Below are 16,163 nucleotides of genomic sequence, written 5' to 3' on the forward strand. Positions count from 1 at the left end.
CAAAAAAAAATTATTTTTTAGGCATTATTTAATACAGTACGGGAAATAGAAAAAATTTTGTAAATTTACAAAAATAAAGATATCCTTGCCAGATTTTTATGCGTATAATACGTCATTTTCTGCGAAAAGCTAAAAGAAGATATCTTTTTCGTACGATATTAATAAGTCCAAAAAGTTGTATTTGTGATTACGGTGTTATTTTGTTACAACCTTTTATCAGATTTATTATATTTTTTTATACGAAAGTTATTTTATCTTGACTAAGTTTCAGCTACAATATCACCAGTTTCATGTCCCGTGTGTCTTTAATTCTAAATAAACGCTTTATTTAGAGTATCGTCGAGTGAATACGGGGTTATTTTCTTTAGGAGAACACGTAATGAACATTAAATTAATCGCTGTATCAAGTTTAGTTGCTGCATCTTTAGCTATGACTGCATGTAGCAAAAAAGAAGAAGCTGCACCAGCTGCTGCATCTACTACTGCTTCAACTACAGTTGCTTCATCAACTACGACTACCATTGTTGAAGCTTCTGCACCTGCAGTAACTGCATCTGCTGCAACTGTTAACGCTTCTACTGTTGTAGTAGAAACTGCATCTGCTGCTGCACCAGATTCTGCTGTTGCTGACGCTGCTAACCAAGTTGCTGATGCTGCTGCTGCAAATGTTGCTGATGCTTCTGCATCTGCTGCAAAATAATCAGTTTTTTAAACTGAACAAAAAGGAAACCCAAGCGGTTTCCTTTTTTTATGGTTAAAGATTTTGTATGGCATAAAATTTTTAATAAAGTGGGTCATTGCCCACTTTCTTAGCTCTATAGCTTTGTTAGCCAGCTGATTTTTTAGCTAATTAATTTTTTAGCTAATTGGCTTTTTAGCTAAGTGAATTTATTGTTTGACAGGGGTAGCTGGCATAAACTGGGCTTGGTTGACATCCGTGCCATTGGCTTGATGCTGGGTTTTTAGTGATTTTGCTACTTCTGGCGGCATATAATTCTCATCATGCTTTGCTAATACTTCGCTTGCGACAAAGGTATTGCCTTCAAGCGCACCTGTGGCGACCACGCCCGAACCTTCGGCGAATAAATCTGGCAAAATGCCTTTATAGGATACCGGTACGGTGGATTTAAAATCGGTGATTTTAAATTTGACATTGAGCGGGTCTGTGCTATCTCGCTCGACACTACCGCGCACGACCATGCCCCCTGCTCGGATACGAGTATCTTCAGGTGCCTTGCCTTGACTAATGGCTGTGGGGTCAAAATAATAGTCGGTTTGTTGTCCTACCGCATAAATCACGAGGACGACGGCAATGATTGCGCCAAATAAGGTTGCCATCACCCACATTAATTTTTTTTGTCGTACTTTATTCATCGCTTTTTTTCATCTCACTTTTGATGAACCAAACCCTATGGGGCTACTTGTCTATTATAACACTGATTAGGGCGATAAATACTATTATCCGCTGCCCTTAGCCGTACGCTGATGACGCTGTTGCTGGCGCGCCTGCTGGGTAGTGATATCTCGGTAGGTCGCTTTACGCTGACTACGACTAAAAAAGACGAGCGCGATAATGCCTAGTAAAGTCAGTAGCCAAGTTGACCACACATAACTACCATGCCCACCCATGGCGATAAACTCGGCAAAATTACGAAAATACGGGCTCATTGGTCACCTCAGGTTTGAATGTAGGTTTAGAGAATAGATTGATGGCATAGGATTAAAGCTATCGCTAGTTAAATGGCGATACTTTATGTCAATAAGCAGGCTCTAACGATAACACTTTAACGATATAGTCGTTTGCACTCATCAATCACCCACTGTTTGCTACTTTCGCGTTGCAAAATCAAGGTGTTGGTACGATAGATTGTCAGCGCAGCCACCAAAAAATAACTGCCTAACATCATCAGCAACAGCGGAATATACATATCAGGCGGCATTTTTGGACGCTCAGTTACGGTAAATGTCGAGCCTTGGTGTAGGGTGTTCCACCAGTTGACAGAATATTTGATAATCGGCAAATTAACCGCACCTACAATCGATAAAATCGCCGCCGCTTTACCACGACTAGCGGTATATTCAAATGCAGCAAATAGCGCCATCACGCCTGCGTATAAAAACGCCAAAATCAGCATAGAAGTGAGACGCGCATCCCATACCCAGTATGTGCCCCAAGTAGGCTTTGCCCAAATAGAGCCTGTAAGTAAACTTAACACACAAAGCATGAAGCCAATCGGCGCAATCGCTTGGGCAACCAAATTGGCGGTTTTAATTTTCCAGACCAAAAAAATCACCCCTAAAATTGCCATGCCCAAATAAATTGACATGGCTAGACTGGCAGTGGGGACATGGATAAAGATAATGCGATAGCTATTGCCTTGCAAATAGTCAGGAGGCGCAAACGCTAATCCCCAAACGGCACCCACCGCTAATAGCAGCGCAGCAATGACAGCTAAATATCTCACCCAAGGGGCAAAAATACGATAAAACTCTTTGGTGCCAACAGTTTTAAGAAATCCTTGCCAAAGGCGAGAAAAAAAGCCAGTTTTGCCAACGTTTGGGGTAATTTCTGCCATGGAATGCGCCTTGCTTTTTTTTCTAAAATGAATGTAAGCCATCAACAATAAGATATTTGTTCGCTTATTTTACTGGTATTTGGGGATTTTTTCATCTAAAAATCATCAGCTTAACCAAGCCAGTTTTAATGAAAATGCAATCACAAAAGGCGTGACGATGACTGCCAAAATACTGCCCGCCAGTAATAGTGCTAAAATCGGATAACCGTTAAGCCCCATGGCAAATTGCCCCACTGCCCCTGTGGCAAAAATCAGCACAGGCAGCTGCATCGGTAACGAAATCAATGGCACTAACACCGCGCCGTTTTTTAGCGATAATGTCAAGCTGCTGGCAATCGCTGATAAGCATAGCAAAATCGGACTACCCACCAAAATCGACGCACTCAGGGCAATGGCTGCTTGGCTGGTCAAGCCAAAAAGCGGCATCGCTAAAAATGCGAGCAGACACACCATCCCCGCACTGGTCAGCCAATGCACGATGAGCCGTACTAGCACCCAAGTGGGAATCGAGGCACGAGCGACAACCAATTGTGCCAGTGTACCGTTATCAAGTGCTGGGCGAAATAAGTTTTCCATACCCATGATCAGCGACAATAACGCTGCAATCCATACCGCAGGCACGCCTAGTTGCTGCAATAATTTTGGCTCCGTCCCCATCGCCAGTGGAAATAAGGTGATGATAATTAAAAACAACACCAGTGGATATAACCACTGCACTTTATTTTGCTGCTTGATTTGCCATTCACGTTGCCACAGGGCAGAAAAATCAATCATTGCAGTTGCCCCTAAACCATATACAAGGTTAAATCTAATTGCTTGTTGGCGACGGCGACAGTTTGGTGACTGGTCATGAGCACTGCCCCACCGCGCTGAACGAATGTTTGCATCAAGTGTTCAATTTTGGCAATCATATTGACATCAAGCGCGGTCAGCGGCTCATCAAGTAGCCAGCAAGGAAATTGCGCTACATACTCCAGCGCAAACAGCAAACGTGCCAGACCCACGCGGCGCGTCTGCCCTGCCGAGAGTTGATAGCAGTTGATTTTCTCATAACCTGCTAACCCAACCCAATCGAGTGCTTGCTCAAGCGCCTCTGCGCTTGGTTTGATGCCATACAAGGCTAACAAAAATCGCAAATTTTGCTCAACGGTGAGTTGCAAATGAATACCCAATTGGTGCGCCACATAAAATGGCTGCACAGGTAACCCTGCCTTGCCCTGCCAGCTGATATCACCGGTCAACACAGGAATCAACCCTGCAAGCTGCATCAAAAATGTGGTTTTGCCGGTGCCATTTTCACCCACCAAATGACAAATATCGCCACGGTTTAGCACCAAATTCACCGCTTCACACAGCGGAAATTCGCCACGTTGTATGGTGACATTTTGACAGTTTAGCAGCGAACTGGTCGCCGAGATAGGCATAGCAGTGGGTGTTGGATTTGGCATAGCATTGATTAAAATTTGCAAGTCATTAAATAGATAACAGATTAAATTGATAAATCACGGCCTTATACCCATTGTATAGATAATTGGCTAAAGTTGTGTAGAAAGCTTATTATATACCAACTTGCGACAGGTCTTTGCTATTATCAATATAAAGTATCCATATAAAGCTTGGTGATAGCGTCAAAGTTTTGCCAACCTGTTTGTTAACTTTTTTGTTTTTTAACTGTTCTGCTTTTCGTTTTTCTTTCTATTTTTAGCTATTTTTTGTTGGGTAAGTGAAATCAATGTCCAAAAATCCGAAGCGTTTATGGCAACGCCTAAAACTGTTCTTTACTGCTGAAACATCAGTGCCGCTCCCTGTAGATGATAAAACAACTGACCCTAGTCATTGTGCTGAGACAGGTGAGCATAGCGATGCTACTGGCTATCAGCCTTTTGTCAAAAATAGAGTCAATGCGGCGTTTGATGAACATAGCCATTCACAAGATGAACCGCTTTTAGCCAGTGAGTCGCTTGATGCAGATGACGAATTAGAACTACAACCGATTACCCCCGATGACATAGAGCATATCTTAGCCAGCATGGGTTATCAATTTATGTATCACCCTGCCAGCGAACAAGATGAGCAAAGCATTCATCATTATACGATGCAAGTGTCAGATAAAGAGCGCCATTGGGGTTGTATGATTCGTTTTTTTAGTGAGCAGCAATTGATTGCGGTGTATAGTATTTATCCTACTGCGATTGCTGAAGCCAATCGCCCTGAGATGCTCGCCATGCTGGCTTATCTAAATTATGATTTGATGATTGGCAATTTGGAAATGGATGTGATGGATGGCGAGCTGCGCTTTAAGACGTCGCTTGATTTGGAAGTGACGGGGGTGAGCGAGCTCATTATGAGTTATTTGCTACAGAGTAATTTCTCGTTGTTTTCACGGCTGTATGACACCATTCGCGAGATGATTGAGCAGCCGCATACTACCCATGATTTGCAAGGTGCTGTAGACAAACTGATTGACTCTCAGCAAGCGCGCAATTTTTTCTTAGCATCTGATGCCATTCAATAACACGCGGTCGATATAAAAAAGGCGATGACATTCATTCATCGCCTTTTTTATGACATAGTAAAAGCTGCTACAACATGGCAGCGACTTCCGCGCCTTCGCGAATGGCACGTTTGGCGTCCAATTCGCCTGCCAATTTTGCCCCACCAATCAAGTGATATTGCGCTGTCAAGTCATCACCCACGGCCGGCATTAAGTCATTGACCGATTCTTGCCCCGCGCAGATAACGATACTATCAACGCGCAATAATTGGCTATGACCGTCTGGGTTAGTAATCCAAATCCCTTCATTGGTAATTTTCTCATAGCCAATGCCGCTCACCTGTTTGACGCCATGCTTGTTGATATGAGCACGGTGCACCCAGCCTGAGGTTTTATTGAGACCTGCCCCCAAGCGACCTTTTTTACGCTGCATCAAATACACTTCACGGGTCGGGGTAATGGGCTCTGGTTTTACCAGTCCACCTTCGCTGTCATAGTGTGCGTTGGTGTCCACCCCCCACTCACGTTTCCATGAGGCTGCGCTTTGCGGATGGGGTTGATAAATCACGTTGCCTTGCGCATCTTTTTCAAACGGTTTCACATGGGTGGATGTTAAATATTCGCTGACATCAAAGCCAATTCCGCCTGCGCCGATTACCGCGACTCGCTTACCTGCAACTTTTTGACCCGATAGCAATTCGGCATAGCTCATCACTTGCGGTAACTCCACCCCTTCAAAGTCAAGCGCCCGTGGCACAACGCCTGTGGCAATAATCACATCATCAAACTGACCCGACTCTAGCTCTTCTTTGCTCACTTTATGATTCAGTTTGAGCTCAATGCCTAAACTGTCCACCAAATTGGTAAAGTAACGGATGGTCTCAAAGAACTCTTCTTTACCTGGAATCACTTTGGCATAGTTAAACTGTCCGCCGATTTTATCCTGTGCTTCAAACAAGGTGACCTGATGACCGCGTTTGGCGGCGACCGTCGCCGCTGATAAGCCTGCCATGCCCGCGCCCACTACGGCAATTTTTTTGGCTTTTTTGGCAGGTTTATAGACCAGCTCGGTTTCATAACAGGCTTGGGGATTGACCAGACAGGTTGAGCGTTTATTTTCAAATGTATGATCTAGACACGCTTGGTTACAGCCGATACAGGTATTAATTAAGTCAGTTTGTCCTAAACTGGCTTTTGCCACCCAGTCTGGGTCTGCCAAGAACGGACGCGCCATTTGTACCAAGTCAGCTTGGTTCTCTGCTAGCAGCTGCTCGGCAGTCTCTGGCATATTGACACGGTTGGCAGCAATCACAGGGATAGTCACGTGGCGTTTGACTTCAGCAATCACATCGGCAAATGCTGCGCGTGGCACCGACGTGACGATGGTCGGGATACGCGACTCATGCCAGCCAATACCGGTATTTATTATGGTCACGCCGGCTTTTTCGATGGCTTTGGCGATGGTAATGACTTCATCCATGGTGTTGCCATCGGGCACCAAGTCAATCATCGATAAACGGAAGGTGATAATAAACGCTTCTCCCACCGCCGCACGTACCGCTTTGATGACTTCGAGCGCAAAACGCATACGGTTTTCTAGACTGCCACCCCATTGGTCGGTGCGCTGATTGACGTGATTGCTTAAAAACTGATTGAGTAAATAGCCTTCTGAACCCATGATTTCGACACCATCATAGCCCGCCATTTGTGCAAGTTTGGCAGTTTTGGCATAGTCTTTGATAGTCGCCAAAATATTTTTTTCACTCATTTGACGAGGTTTGAAAGGTGAAATAGGCGACTTGATGGCACTGGCTGATACCGCCAATGGATGATAACCATAGCGACCGCTATGCAGAATTTGCAAGATGATTTTGCAGTCATATTGGTGCACAGCTTTGGTGACTTTACGATGATTAACTACATCGCCTTTGTGATTGAGCGTTCCGCCTGCCGGCACTAACCAACCTTCATGATTGGGCGAGATACCGCCCGTGATCATCATGGCAACTCCCCCTTTAGCGCGCTCGGCAAAATAAGCGGCTAGCTTTGGATAGTTAAAAAACCGATCTTCAAGCCCTGTGTGCATCGAGCCCATCACAATACGATTTTTTAACGTGGTAAATCCTAAATCCAGTGGTTCAAAAATATGCGGATAATGGGTGTTATGAGTAGATATCTGGCTGTTATTTGACATAAATAATCCTTGGCAGTAATTTCCTTTCACTATTTGGTCACATTAAGGAACTAATCTTGTCATTTTGTAAATGAGTTCGTTATCATAATCAATTCGTCAATGTGGTCACGCAATGTAGCTATATCAACATACCTTAAGCATACATCAAACCAAAAATAGGTCAACCTATTATAAATAGTCATCTTTGAAAGCATAAGGCAAATTTTGTCCCGATGAGTCTACAAAAAAATCATGCTTATTTTTGCGACAATGTTAATATCACGCTAGGATAAAAGTACAACAGGAGGGAAATTACTGTGAAGAAAATGATTGTGAGCACGTCTACGTCTTGTCTTGACGACCTTGGCATTCCAGAAAATGTCAAAATGTTGCCAATGAATATCCATATGGGCGGTGCCAATTATCTAGATGGACAAAACCTAAGCTTAGACAGTTTATCGCGTATTCTACTCGATACCCCCAATATCGACATCAGTACCTCTGCCCCCACTGAAAATCAGCTCATTGAATTCTTTTATCAGCTCATCAAAGAAGACGTGCAAGAAGTTTTATTCATCTGTTTGTCCTCTTCTTTAAGCCAGACCTACAAAAACTTGCTCAATATCAGCTCCATGTTTAGTCATCGCATGAAAATTTATCTCTATGATTCACGCACGATTTCACATGGCGAAGCGGTTCTTGTACAAGAAGCCTCACGCTTACTCAAACAAGGCATGGAAGTCCCACAAATCATCACCGAAATCAACCGCCTGCGCGATAAAATCCATATCTATTTGGCAGTTGATAACCTTAAAGGTATGATTCGTACCAAGCGTATTTCAGCGCCAGTCGGCTTTTTCGCCAATTTATTCGGTATTAAACCGATTGTAAAAATGGAAGACTCAGGTCAAATGGTCGCCTTTGAAAAGGTGCGCAGTTTTGAAAAATGTATTGAGCGACTCGCGGATGCTGCCATCACCGCCGCCAATGGTAAAAAAGGTACAATGTATGTGCTTAGCGGTAATTTAAACCCTCATACTAAATCACTACTTAACTATTTATCGTCACGCGGTTACGTTAACACCGAAGTTCTTCCTGCCGCCAGTGTCTCTATAGCAAATATCGGTGTGTTCACCCTTGGCTGCGTATTTGTCGAAGACTAAACCCTGACTGGGTTTGCTAGCTTATAAAATAACAGGCGGGCTGTCTGTTTTTGTCATTTTTTTATATTTGTGAAAAAGCAGATTGATATATAGGATTTGGTCAAAATCCTTGTTATGATAAAGGCGTTTATTTATTAACTACAGGGATGTCGTTATGCCAAACTTCCATACAGGGCTGGAAAAAAATCCTGCCAACTATACCCCGCTTACGCCCATTGATTTTATTGAGCGTACTGCTAGCATCTATCCCGATCAAACGGCGATTGTGTATAAAGATTATGAGCACAATGACCTACGGCAAAGTTGGGGCGAAACCTATAATCGCTGCCGCAAAATGTCGGATGCCCTAAAAAAACTGGGCATCGATAAAGACGATACTGTTGCAGTGCTACTGCCCAATACCCCACCCATGGTTGAAGTCGCATTTGGCGTACCCATGTCTGGTGGTGTGCTATGTACCTTAAATACCCGTTTGGATATCAATGCCTTGGTATTTTGCCTGCAGCACAGTGAAGCGAAAGTATTGATTGTCGATACTGAGTTTGAACAGCATATTGCGCTGGTTCAAGAGTCATTTCCTAACTTAATTATCATTCATGCCACCGACCCTGCTGTCACGCCCACTGAACAATTTGGCAATATGACGTATGAACAATTGATCGCCTCAGGGACCGACTTAGACAACTGGGAAAAACCAACTGATGAATGGGATGCCATCGCGCTCAACTACACATCAGGTACTACAGGTATCCCAAAAGGCGTGGTGTATCACCATCGTGGTGCCACCTTAAATGCCGTCTCTAATATTTTAGATTGGGATATGCCAAAGCACCCTGTGTATTTATGGACGCTCCCCCTGTTTCACTGTAATGGCTGGAGCTTTCCTTGGAGCATTGGCGAGCGTGCGGGTACCAATGTGTGCTTGCGCAAAATTGATGCTGATTTGATTTTACGGTTGATTGCCGATGAAAAAGTCACTCATTATAGCGCAGCGCCTATCGTGCATAACATGATTGCCAATGGTAATGAAGCGCTGAAAAAAGCTATCAAACATGAAGTACGCTGCAATGTCGCAGGCGCGCCACCCCCTGAGTCTTTGCTCGCCAAAATGGAAGAAATGGGCTTTAAAATCACCCACGTCTACGGTTTGACAGAAGTATATGGTCCCGTCACCCTGTGTGTCGAGCGCCCAGAATGGGATGATTTGACTGTCAGTGAACGCGCGCAAAAAAAATCCCGCCAAGGCATGAACTCACATCTGCTAGCGGGATTTGATGTATTCAAACAAGGCACCACTACCCCAGTTGCAGCCGATGGTAGCGAAATTGGTGAGCTTGCTATCCGCGGCAATATGGTGATGAAAGGCTATCTAAAAAACCGCAAAGCCACCGCAGAAGCCTTTAACGGTGGCTGGTTTAAGACCGGTGACTTGGGCGTTAAATACCCAGATGGTTACATCAAAATTATGGATCGGCTCAAAGACATCATCATCTCGGGCGGCGAGAATATCTCAAGTATTGAAATAGAAAACGTACTGTATCGTATGCCAGAAGTGGAAAGCTGTGGGGTAGTTGCTGCTCCCCATGACAAATGGGGTGAAGTACCGGTAGCCTTTATCGAAATCCGCGAAGGCTCGACACTAGATCGGGAAGACATCATTGCCCATTGCCGTAAATATTTGGCAGGTTTCCAAGTGCCCAAACATATTATTTTTGCGCAAATTCCAAAAACCTCGACAGGTAAAGTGCAAAAATTTGAGCTACGTCAAGCGGCGCGCTCACTGGCGCATGAAGAAGCAAAAATCACTCACCATCATCCGCAAAGCTATTTGGCAGCGACAACCGACTCCAATCCGAGCACTGCCATGCCTAGTTCCGGCATACCTAGCAACACCCAAACCCTATCTAACGATTCACTAGAAGATGAGGCACACTAAGGTTCAATATTAGCGCCTCCTATTGCATATCCTCACTTTGTTAGTGGGGATTTTTGTTGCAACATATAGCTTGAAAACACCCAAAAAACACCCATTTATTTAGAGATTTTCTCATGTTATTTTTAATTAATTATTAACAATCAGAAGCGACAATATATGTCGTATATGAGTGATTTAGCCCTATAATTTTTCGTATATTTTGTTATTATAGCCTTATCAATTCACTTCTTTTTTAACTTATCACTACCTTTAAATTTTTCCCGTTTTTATTAACCTTTTTTATGACAAGGAGTCCTTATGGACGACAATAAAGCCAAAGCTTTAACTGCTGCTTTATCACAAATTGAAAAACAATTTGGTAAAAATACCATCATGCGCCTGGGTGATGAGTCAGCAAAAATCAACGTGGATGTAGTCTCCACAGGCTCATTGGGTTTGGATATCGCACTGGGTATTGGCGGTTTGCCAAAGGGTCGTATCGTCGAAATTTATGGTCCTGAAAGTTCGGGTAAAACCACGTTAACCTTGCAAGCAATCGCCCAATGTCAAAAGCAAGGCGGTACCTGTGCTTTTATCGATGCTGAGCATGCGCTAGACCCTATTTATGCCAAAAAATTGGGCGTTGATGTCGATGCTTTACTTGTCACGCAGCCTGACAACGGTGAACAAGCGCTTGAAATCGCCGATATGTTAGTGCGTTCAGGTGCGGTGGATATGATTGTTGTTGACTCGGTCGCCGCGCTTACCCCACGCGCAGAGATTGAAGGCGAGATGGGCGACAGCCACATGGGTCTGCAAGCGCGCTTGATGAGCCAAGCGCTACGTAAAATCACCGGTAACGCCAAACGCTCCAACTGTATGGTGATATTCATTAACCAAATTCGTATGAAGATCGGTGTCATGTTTGGCTCGCCAGAAACCACAACGGGTGGTAACGCCCTTAAATTCTATGCGTCAGTGCGTTTGGATATTCGTCGTATTGGTGCGGTTAAAGAGGGTGAAAACATCGTCGGTTCTGAGACCCGCGTTAAGGTAATCAAAAATAAACTGGCGCCGCCGTTTCGCCAAGCAGAATTTGACATCATGTATGGGACAGGTACCAATCATCTAGGTGAAGTGGTTGACTTGGGTGTCGATATTGATGCGGTCAAAAAATCGGGCGCTTGGTACAGCTACAATGACAGTAAAATTGGTCAAGGTAAAGCCAACGCCATTAGATTCTTGGAAGAAAATCCCCAAATCGCCCAAGAGATTGAAGCCAAAGTGCGCGCTGCTAAGCTTGGTAATGTCGAACCTGTACCAGAAGAAGCCCTTGACGTTGAACCCCCTGAGTTTGTCGAAGGTATGCAATAATTGCCTAGCTGACCAAAACCCTAGTTTTTACTGGGGTTTTTGTTTTTATACTGTTCGACTTGTTCGATAGCCGATGTTTAATCTTTTTTTAATCACCCTTAAAACCGCTATGCCAGATCCTAAATCCTTGTTAGAAAATATCGAAAATCAGTTAATGACTGATGAACAACGCCAAGCTTACCATGACAAACTTAAAGCCGAGAGCTACATGCGTTGGCTGGCGTTTTATTATCTTGGGCGGCGTGAGCAGTCTAAAAAAGAGCTGCGGGACAAACTATTGGCAAAAGGATGTGATGCGGCGGCTATCGAAGCGCTTTTGAGCGAATTTGAAGCAGAAGGCTATCAAAGTGATGAGCGTATGACATCTGCATTAATCAAAGAAGGTATTGGCAAGCAGCATGGTACCCAGCGGATATTTAAAACGTTAAAAAAACATGGATTGACCACCGTCCGTTCGGTCAGTGCGATTAATACATGGATTGAGACGCACAATGATTTTTTTGAGGATTTATTACTCAATGATATTGAATCAGACACGGCGGATGACGACCCAGATGAGACCTATGAAGTAGATTGGCTTGCCCAAGCGGTGGCAGCACGGGTACGAAAATACGGTGATGCCATCCCGACAGAGCCTAAAGAAAAAGCCCGTCAACTGCGATTTTTGCAATATCGGGGCTTTACTGCCGATGTGTGTTTTGATGCCTTAAAGTATGACTTAACTACGCTCGCCAATCGCTAGGGCAACGGCTATTTTTTTACCGCCAATTGGTCAAAAATTGCGCCATCTTTAAAAAACTTGCTCATAATCTCATCCCAGCTACCAAAAACTTGATTTGGCTCAAACGTGGCAATTGCAGGAAATTGGCTTTGGTATTTTGCCAAAATCGCCGCGTCCACAGGGCGTAAATAATTCTTCGCCATAATCTCTTGGGCAGGCGTATCCCACAAACCTGCTAAATAGGCTTTTGCCAATTCAGTGGTACCTTTTTGCTCGGTAACGGCATTCACCACAGCGACAGGGTTACTAATCTTGACCGAATAGCTGGGATAAACAATCTGTAAGTTTTTATCGGCAAATTCTTTTTTGGTGATTTGTGCTTCATTCTCTGTGGTAATCAGCACATCGCCGATTTCTCGTTGTAAAAAGCTCGTTGTCGCTGCCCTTGCGCCACTGTCATACACTGCCACATTGCTCAAAATTTGCTTCACCAGCGTTTTGGTTTTGGCTTCGTCATTATTGAAGTGGTGCAAGCCATATCCATACGCCCCCAAGAAACCATATCGCGCTGTACCACTGGTTTTTGGATTGGCAATCACGATACTGACACCGGGTTTTGCCAAGTCATCCCAGTCTTTGATTTGCTTGGGGTTGTTGTTACGAACCAATAGTACCATGGTGCTGGTATAAGGTACCGCGTTATTGGGAAACGCTTGTTGCCAGTTTTTATCCACCAAGCCTTTTTTTACTAGCAGTTCTACATCTGAGGTTTGGTTCATGGTCACCACATCCGCTTTAAGCCCATTGGCTACGCTCAAGGCTTGTTTACTTGAGCCGCCATGCGACTGCTGGATAGTGACGGTCTGTTTTTGCTGCCCTGTAAAAATCGGGTTGTATTCTTTATACAACTCGCGGGACACGTCGTAAGATACGTTTAGCAAAGATACCCCATTGCCGTTAGATGCTGAAGCGCTGGCTGCACTGTCGTTTTTGGGCGGGGCTTTTTGGCAGGCAGTTAAGCTTGCCACTGCCATCACTGAAATACCGGCTAATGCCAAGACTTTGCCTTTAAATTGCGTACGGGTGGTGAATGGGTGATTTTGGGTCGCGTTTGTCATGTTTTCCTCATAAGTTTTCAAAGTGCCACGCTAAACATCCAATGGCTTAATGATTGAAAATATAGTAAGGATTTTTATTTATACTGTCTTGGAATATTTAATACTTTCATTATTCCTTAGATGAATAAAAAGCCCGTAATGCATACGGGCTTTGAAAGTACAATCCTGCGATTAAAATTTTAAAAACGGGTTTTAAATTTTGGCGCAACTGGATTGGCCTGACCGTTGACTGTCGTAGCATTCGCCCCTGCTTGGTTGTTTTGTCCAAATAATGGACCACCGCCACCGCCCATACCCTTGGTCAACCCTTGTACCGCTTTCATCATTTTGCTGATGCCCGATGGGTCAGATAGCATCTTCATCATTTTTGCCATTTGCTTGTGCTGCTTTAACAGCTGATTGACGTGCTGTACGTCTTTACCCGCGCCTGCCGCAATACGGCGTTTACGGCTTGGGTTGATTTTATCGGGGTTTTTACGTTCAAACGGGGTCATTGAATGAATAAGTGCTTCCATTTCTTTGACCTTTTCTTCTGGTTTGGCATCTGATACCGCTTTTTGGACATCCGCACCGCTCATGCCTGGCATCTTATCCAAGAAGCCCGCCATGCCGCCCAAATTTTTCATTTGCTGGAATTGGGTTAGCAAATCCTCAAGGTCAAACTCGCCGCCTTTTTGGATTTTTTTCGCCATTTTTTCCGCTTTTTCGCGGTCAATTTTTTGCTCGACTTCTTCGACCAGTGACAATACGTCACCCATGCCCAAGATACGCTGTGCCACACGCTCAGGGTGGAAGGGCTCAAGCGCATCAAGTTTTTCACCACGACCCAAGAATTTGATCGGTTTGCCAGTGATAGCACGTACCGACAACGCCGCGCCACCACGCGCATCACCGTCAGTCTTGGTCAAAATCACGCCAGTCAAAGGTAGCGCATCATTAAAGGCTTTTGCCGTATTTGCCGCATCTTGACCGGTCATTGAGTCAACCACAAATAAAGTTTCTGACGGAGTGACGGCTGCGGTTAAGGCTTTGATTTCGTCCATCATGGCTTCGTCGATGTGCAGACGACCTGCGGTATCGATAATCAAAATATCTTGAAACTGTACTTTGGCTTGTTCGATGGCGCGTTTGGCGATATCAATCGGGTTTTGGTCAGCACTTGATGGCACAAAATTGGCTTTGACTTGCTCAGCGACTTGCTCAAGCTGCTTAATTGCCGCAGGGCGATAGACGTCGGCAGAGACTAGCATGACTTTTTTCTTATGGCGCTCTTGCAGATATTTGGCAAGTTTACCGGCTGTGGTGGTTTTGCCCGCCCCTTGCAAACCCGCTAGTAGATAGACTACAGGTGGTTTACCTGTCATTTCAAGTGATTGGTTCGCACTGCCCATCATCTCGGTCAGCTCGTCATAGACGATTTTAACAAAGGCTTGACCTGGGGCGAGTTCTTTAAGGACTTCTTGACCTAGGGCTTTGTCTTTTACCCGTGACACAAAATCGCGCGTCACTGGCAAGGCGACATCAGCTTCTAGTAGTGCCATACGCACTTCACGCAAGGTGTCTTTGATGTTGTCTTCAGTTAGCTGCCCTGTACCAGAGATACTACGTAAACTCGTCGACAGGCGTTCGGTTAAGGTTTCAAACATATAATTTCTCTAATCTATTGCTATCAATTTTATAATCTTACTATTTTATGCTAAATTAGCTAAAACTGCTAATATAATACCGATAAAATCGCGATTTGTTGCATGGGTCATGCTAGTATAACCATCGCATTTTGCACGTATTTGATGATTTTTGATGAGGCTAGGGTGTTTGTAATCTTTGTACTTGCGTTAGTCTGTTATGGCTTAACTACCGTCTATTTGATGTGGGCAGTTACGCAACAAAAGCCCATCCGTAAAAGCATGGTGCTTGGGCAATTGCTGATTGGGTTATTGGGTCATGCGGTGGTGTTATATCCTGATATCATTACCCAAGGCGGGCTAAACTTTAATATTTTTAATGTCGTGTCGTTGACGACATTGTTTATGCTGTTATTTTATTGGGGGTTTTGTCTTTACCGCCAAATTTTGCCGCTTGGGATTTTGGCAACGCCGTTGGCATTTTTGGGCATGATGATTGGTTTTTTTGGCGATGCACCGTATCACCCGCTATCAACCATCAGTCCTATCTTACAAGCCCATATCATCATGTCTTTGGCTGCCTATTCGGTACTATTTATGGCAGCGATTGCCGCGATTATGCTGCGGCTACAAATCAGCGAACTCAAACGTCAAACCTTTCACCGTGTCTGGGTCGATAAACTACCTTCACTCCAAAGCATGGAAGCCTTGCTGTTTGATATGATTACTGTCGGTTTTGGCCTATTGTCGATTTCGCTGTTGTTGGGCTTTATTGATACGACCAATTTACTGGCGCAGCATTTGGTACACAAGACTGTGTTTAGTCTGTTGTCTTGGCTGGTATTTGGGGCGTTATTGGTTGGACATTGGCGCTTTGGCTGGCGAGGTCAACGCGCGGCTAATATGACGCTATATGGTGTGATTTTGCTTGGCTTGGCGTTTATCGGGACGAAGTTTGTGTTGGAGCTGATTTTAAACAAATAAAAACCCCAATTTTATCGCTA

14 protein-coding genes and 1 pseudogene are annotated in these 16,163 nt (G+C 44.3%); 7 read left to right on the forward strand and 8 right to left on the reverse strand.

Going from position 1 to position 16,163, the window contains the following annotated elements; translation table 11 throughout:
- Positions 1 to 379 precede the first annotated feature (379 nt).
- Positions 380 to 700, forward strand: a complete 321-nt coding sequence (locus tag AXE82_RS05165; protein ID WP_062332178.1) for a hypothetical protein — start codon at positions 380 to 382, stop codon at positions 698 to 700.
- A gap of 188 nt (positions 701 to 888) precedes the next feature.
- On the opposite strand, the gene ccmE is transcribed toward AXE82_RS05165, so the two are convergent.
- The 5 genes from ccmE to ccmA all read right to left on the reverse strand — a co-directional run bounded on the left by ccmE (position 889) and on the right by ccmA (position 4,024).
- Positions 889 to 1,374, reverse strand: coding sequence for a cytochrome c maturation protein CcmE (gene ccmE, locus AXE82_RS05170; protein WP_036602407.1), 486 nt, complete (start codon positions 1,372 to 1,374; stop codon positions 889 to 891).
- Between the two features lie 84 nt (positions 1,375 to 1,458).
- Positions 1,459 to 1,668, reverse strand: coding sequence for a heme exporter protein CcmD (ccmD, locus tag AXE82_RS05175; RefSeq protein ID WP_062332181.1), 210 nt, complete (start codon positions 1,666 to 1,668; stop codon positions 1,459 to 1,461).
- A 116-nt stretch (positions 1,669 to 1,784) separates the two neighbouring features.
- On the reverse strand, positions 1,785 to 2,576 hold the full coding sequence (locus AXE82_RS05180) for a heme ABC transporter permease (protein WP_062332184.1): 792 nt from the start codon (positions 2,574 to 2,576) through the stop codon (positions 1,785 to 1,787).
- 105 nt (positions 2,577 to 2,681) lie between these two features.
- A complete protein-coding gene (locus AXE82_RS05185; RefSeq protein WP_007117161.1) occupies positions 2,682 to 3,350 on the reverse strand; it encodes a heme exporter protein CcmB in 669 nt (222 codons plus the stop codon).
- 11 nt (positions 3,351 to 3,361) lie between these two features.
- Complete coding sequence (gene ccmA / locus AXE82_RS05190; protein ID WP_172460485.1) at positions 3,362 to 4,024, reverse strand: heme ABC exporter ATP-binding protein CcmA; 663 nt, start codon at positions 4,022 to 4,024, stop codon at positions 3,362 to 3,364.
- A 284-nt stretch (positions 4,025 to 4,308) separates the two neighbouring features.
- On the opposite strand from ccmA, the gene AXE82_RS05195 reads away from it, so the two are divergent.
- Positions 4,309 to 5,091 carry a YbjN domain-containing protein gene (locus tag AXE82_RS05195; RefSeq protein ID WP_062332187.1) on the forward strand — a complete coding sequence of 261 codons (783 nt, stop codon included), beginning with the start codon at positions 4,309 to 4,311 and terminating at the stop codon, positions 5,089 to 5,091.
- 67 nt (positions 5,092 to 5,158) lie between these two features.
- Here AXE82_RS05195 and AXE82_RS05200 read toward each other — a convergent pair whose 3' ends face one another.
- Positions 5,159 to 7,264 (reverse strand): NADPH-dependent 2,4-dienoyl-CoA reductase, encoded by a 2,106-nt coding sequence (locus AXE82_RS05200; protein ID WP_062332190.1) that lies wholly within the window; start codon positions 7,262 to 7,264, stop codon positions 5,159 to 5,161.
- Between the two features lie 311 nt (positions 7,265 to 7,575).
- Between AXE82_RS05200 and AXE82_RS05205 the strand changes: the two genes are divergently transcribed.
- From AXE82_RS05205 to AXE82_RS05220, 4 genes and pseudogenes are all read left to right on the forward strand, one after another.
- The gene (locus tag AXE82_RS05205; RefSeq protein WP_167541437.1) at positions 7,576 to 8,406 is read left to right on the forward strand and encodes a DegV family protein; all 831 of its coding nucleotides are present in this window, start codon (positions 7,576 to 7,578) and stop codon (positions 8,404 to 8,406) included.
- A gap of 154 nt (positions 8,407 to 8,560) precedes the next feature.
- A pseudogene (locus tag AXE82_RS05210) lies at positions 8,561 to 10,201 on the forward strand (acyl-CoA synthetase); the annotation flags it as partial.
- 438 nt (positions 10,202 to 10,639) lie between these two features.
- Positions 10,640 to 11,695, forward strand: coding sequence for a recombinase RecA (gene recA / locus AXE82_RS05215; RefSeq protein ID WP_062332196.1), 1,056 nt, complete (start codon positions 10,640 to 10,642; stop codon positions 11,693 to 11,695).
- A gap of 73 nt (positions 11,696 to 11,768) precedes the next feature.
- Entirely contained in the window at positions 11,769 to 12,437 is a 669-nt protein-coding gene (locus tag AXE82_RS05220) for a regulatory protein RecX (protein ID WP_227713377.1), read from the forward strand.
- Positions 12,438 to 12,445: 8 nt separating this feature from the next.
- Here AXE82_RS05220 and AXE82_RS05225 read toward each other — a convergent pair whose 3' ends face one another.
- Complete coding sequence (locus AXE82_RS05225) at positions 12,446 to 13,534, reverse strand: sulfate ABC transporter substrate-binding protein (RefSeq protein WP_082741417.1); 1,089 nt, start codon at positions 13,532 to 13,534, stop codon at positions 12,446 to 12,448.
- A gap of 179 nt (positions 13,535 to 13,713) precedes the next feature.
- A complete protein-coding gene (gene ffh, locus AXE82_RS05230; protein ID WP_062332199.1) occupies positions 13,714 to 15,180 on the reverse strand; it encodes a signal recognition particle protein in 1,467 nt (488 codons plus the stop codon).
- Between the two features lie 165 nt (positions 15,181 to 15,345).
- On the opposite strand from ffh, the gene AXE82_RS05235 reads away from it, so the two are divergent.
- Complete coding sequence (locus AXE82_RS05235) at positions 15,346 to 16,143, forward strand: cytochrome C assembly family protein (protein WP_172460484.1); 798 nt, start codon at positions 15,346 to 15,348, stop codon at positions 16,141 to 16,143.
- Positions 16,144 to 16,163: the final 20 nt, after the last annotated feature.

The organism is Moraxella osloensis (assembly GCF_001553955.1).
Taxonomy (GTDB): domain Bacteria; phylum Pseudomonadota; class Gammaproteobacteria; order Pseudomonadales; family Moraxellaceae; genus Faucicola; species Faucicola osloensis.

Excerpts from the sequence above, each read along its gene's own strand:
- ccmA (WP_172460485.1), bottom strand. The coding sequence starts at position 4,024 with ATGCCAAATCCAACACCCACTGCTATGCCTATCTCGGCGACCAGTTCG.
- AXE82_RS05185 (WP_007117161.1), bottom strand. The coding sequence starts at position 3,350 with ATGATTGATTTTTCTGCCCTGTGGCAACGTGAATGGCAAATCAAGCAG.
- ccmE (WP_036602407.1), bottom strand. The coding sequence starts at position 1,374 with ATGAATAAAGTACGACAAAAAAAATTAATGTGGGTGATGGCAACCTTA.
- ffh (WP_062332199.1), bottom strand. The coding sequence starts at position 15,180 with ATGTTTGAAACCTTAACCGAACGCCTGTCGACGAGTTTACGTAGTATC.
- AXE82_RS05220 (WP_227713377.1), top strand. The coding sequence starts at position 11,769 with ATGTTTAATCTTTTTTTAATCACCCTTAAAACCGCTATGCCAGATCCT.
- AXE82_RS05180 (WP_062332184.1), bottom strand. The coding sequence starts at position 2,576 with ATGGCAGAAATTACCCCAAACGTTGGCAAAACTGGCTTTTTTTCTCGC.
- AXE82_RS05225 (WP_082741417.1), bottom strand. The coding sequence starts at position 13,534 with ATGACAAACGCGACCCAAAATCACCCATTCACCACCCGTACGCAATTT.
- AXE82_RS05200 (WP_062332190.1), bottom strand. The coding sequence starts at position 7,264 with ATGTCAAATAACAGCCAGATATCTACTCATAACACCCATTATCCGCAT.
- ccmD (WP_062332181.1), bottom strand. The coding sequence starts at position 1,668 with ATGAGCCCGTATTTTCGTAATTTTGCCGAGTTTATCGCCATGGGTGGG.
- AXE82_RS05195 (WP_062332187.1), top strand. The coding sequence starts at position 4,309 with ATGTCCAAAAATCCGAAGCGTTTATGGCAACGCCTAAAACTGTTCTTT.
- recA (WP_062332196.1), top strand. The coding sequence starts at position 10,640 with ATGGACGACAATAAAGCCAAAGCTTTAACTGCTGCTTTATCACAAATT.
- AXE82_RS05165 (WP_062332178.1), top strand. The coding sequence starts at position 380 with ATGAACATTAAATTAATCGCTGTATCAAGTTTAGTTGCTGCATCTTTA.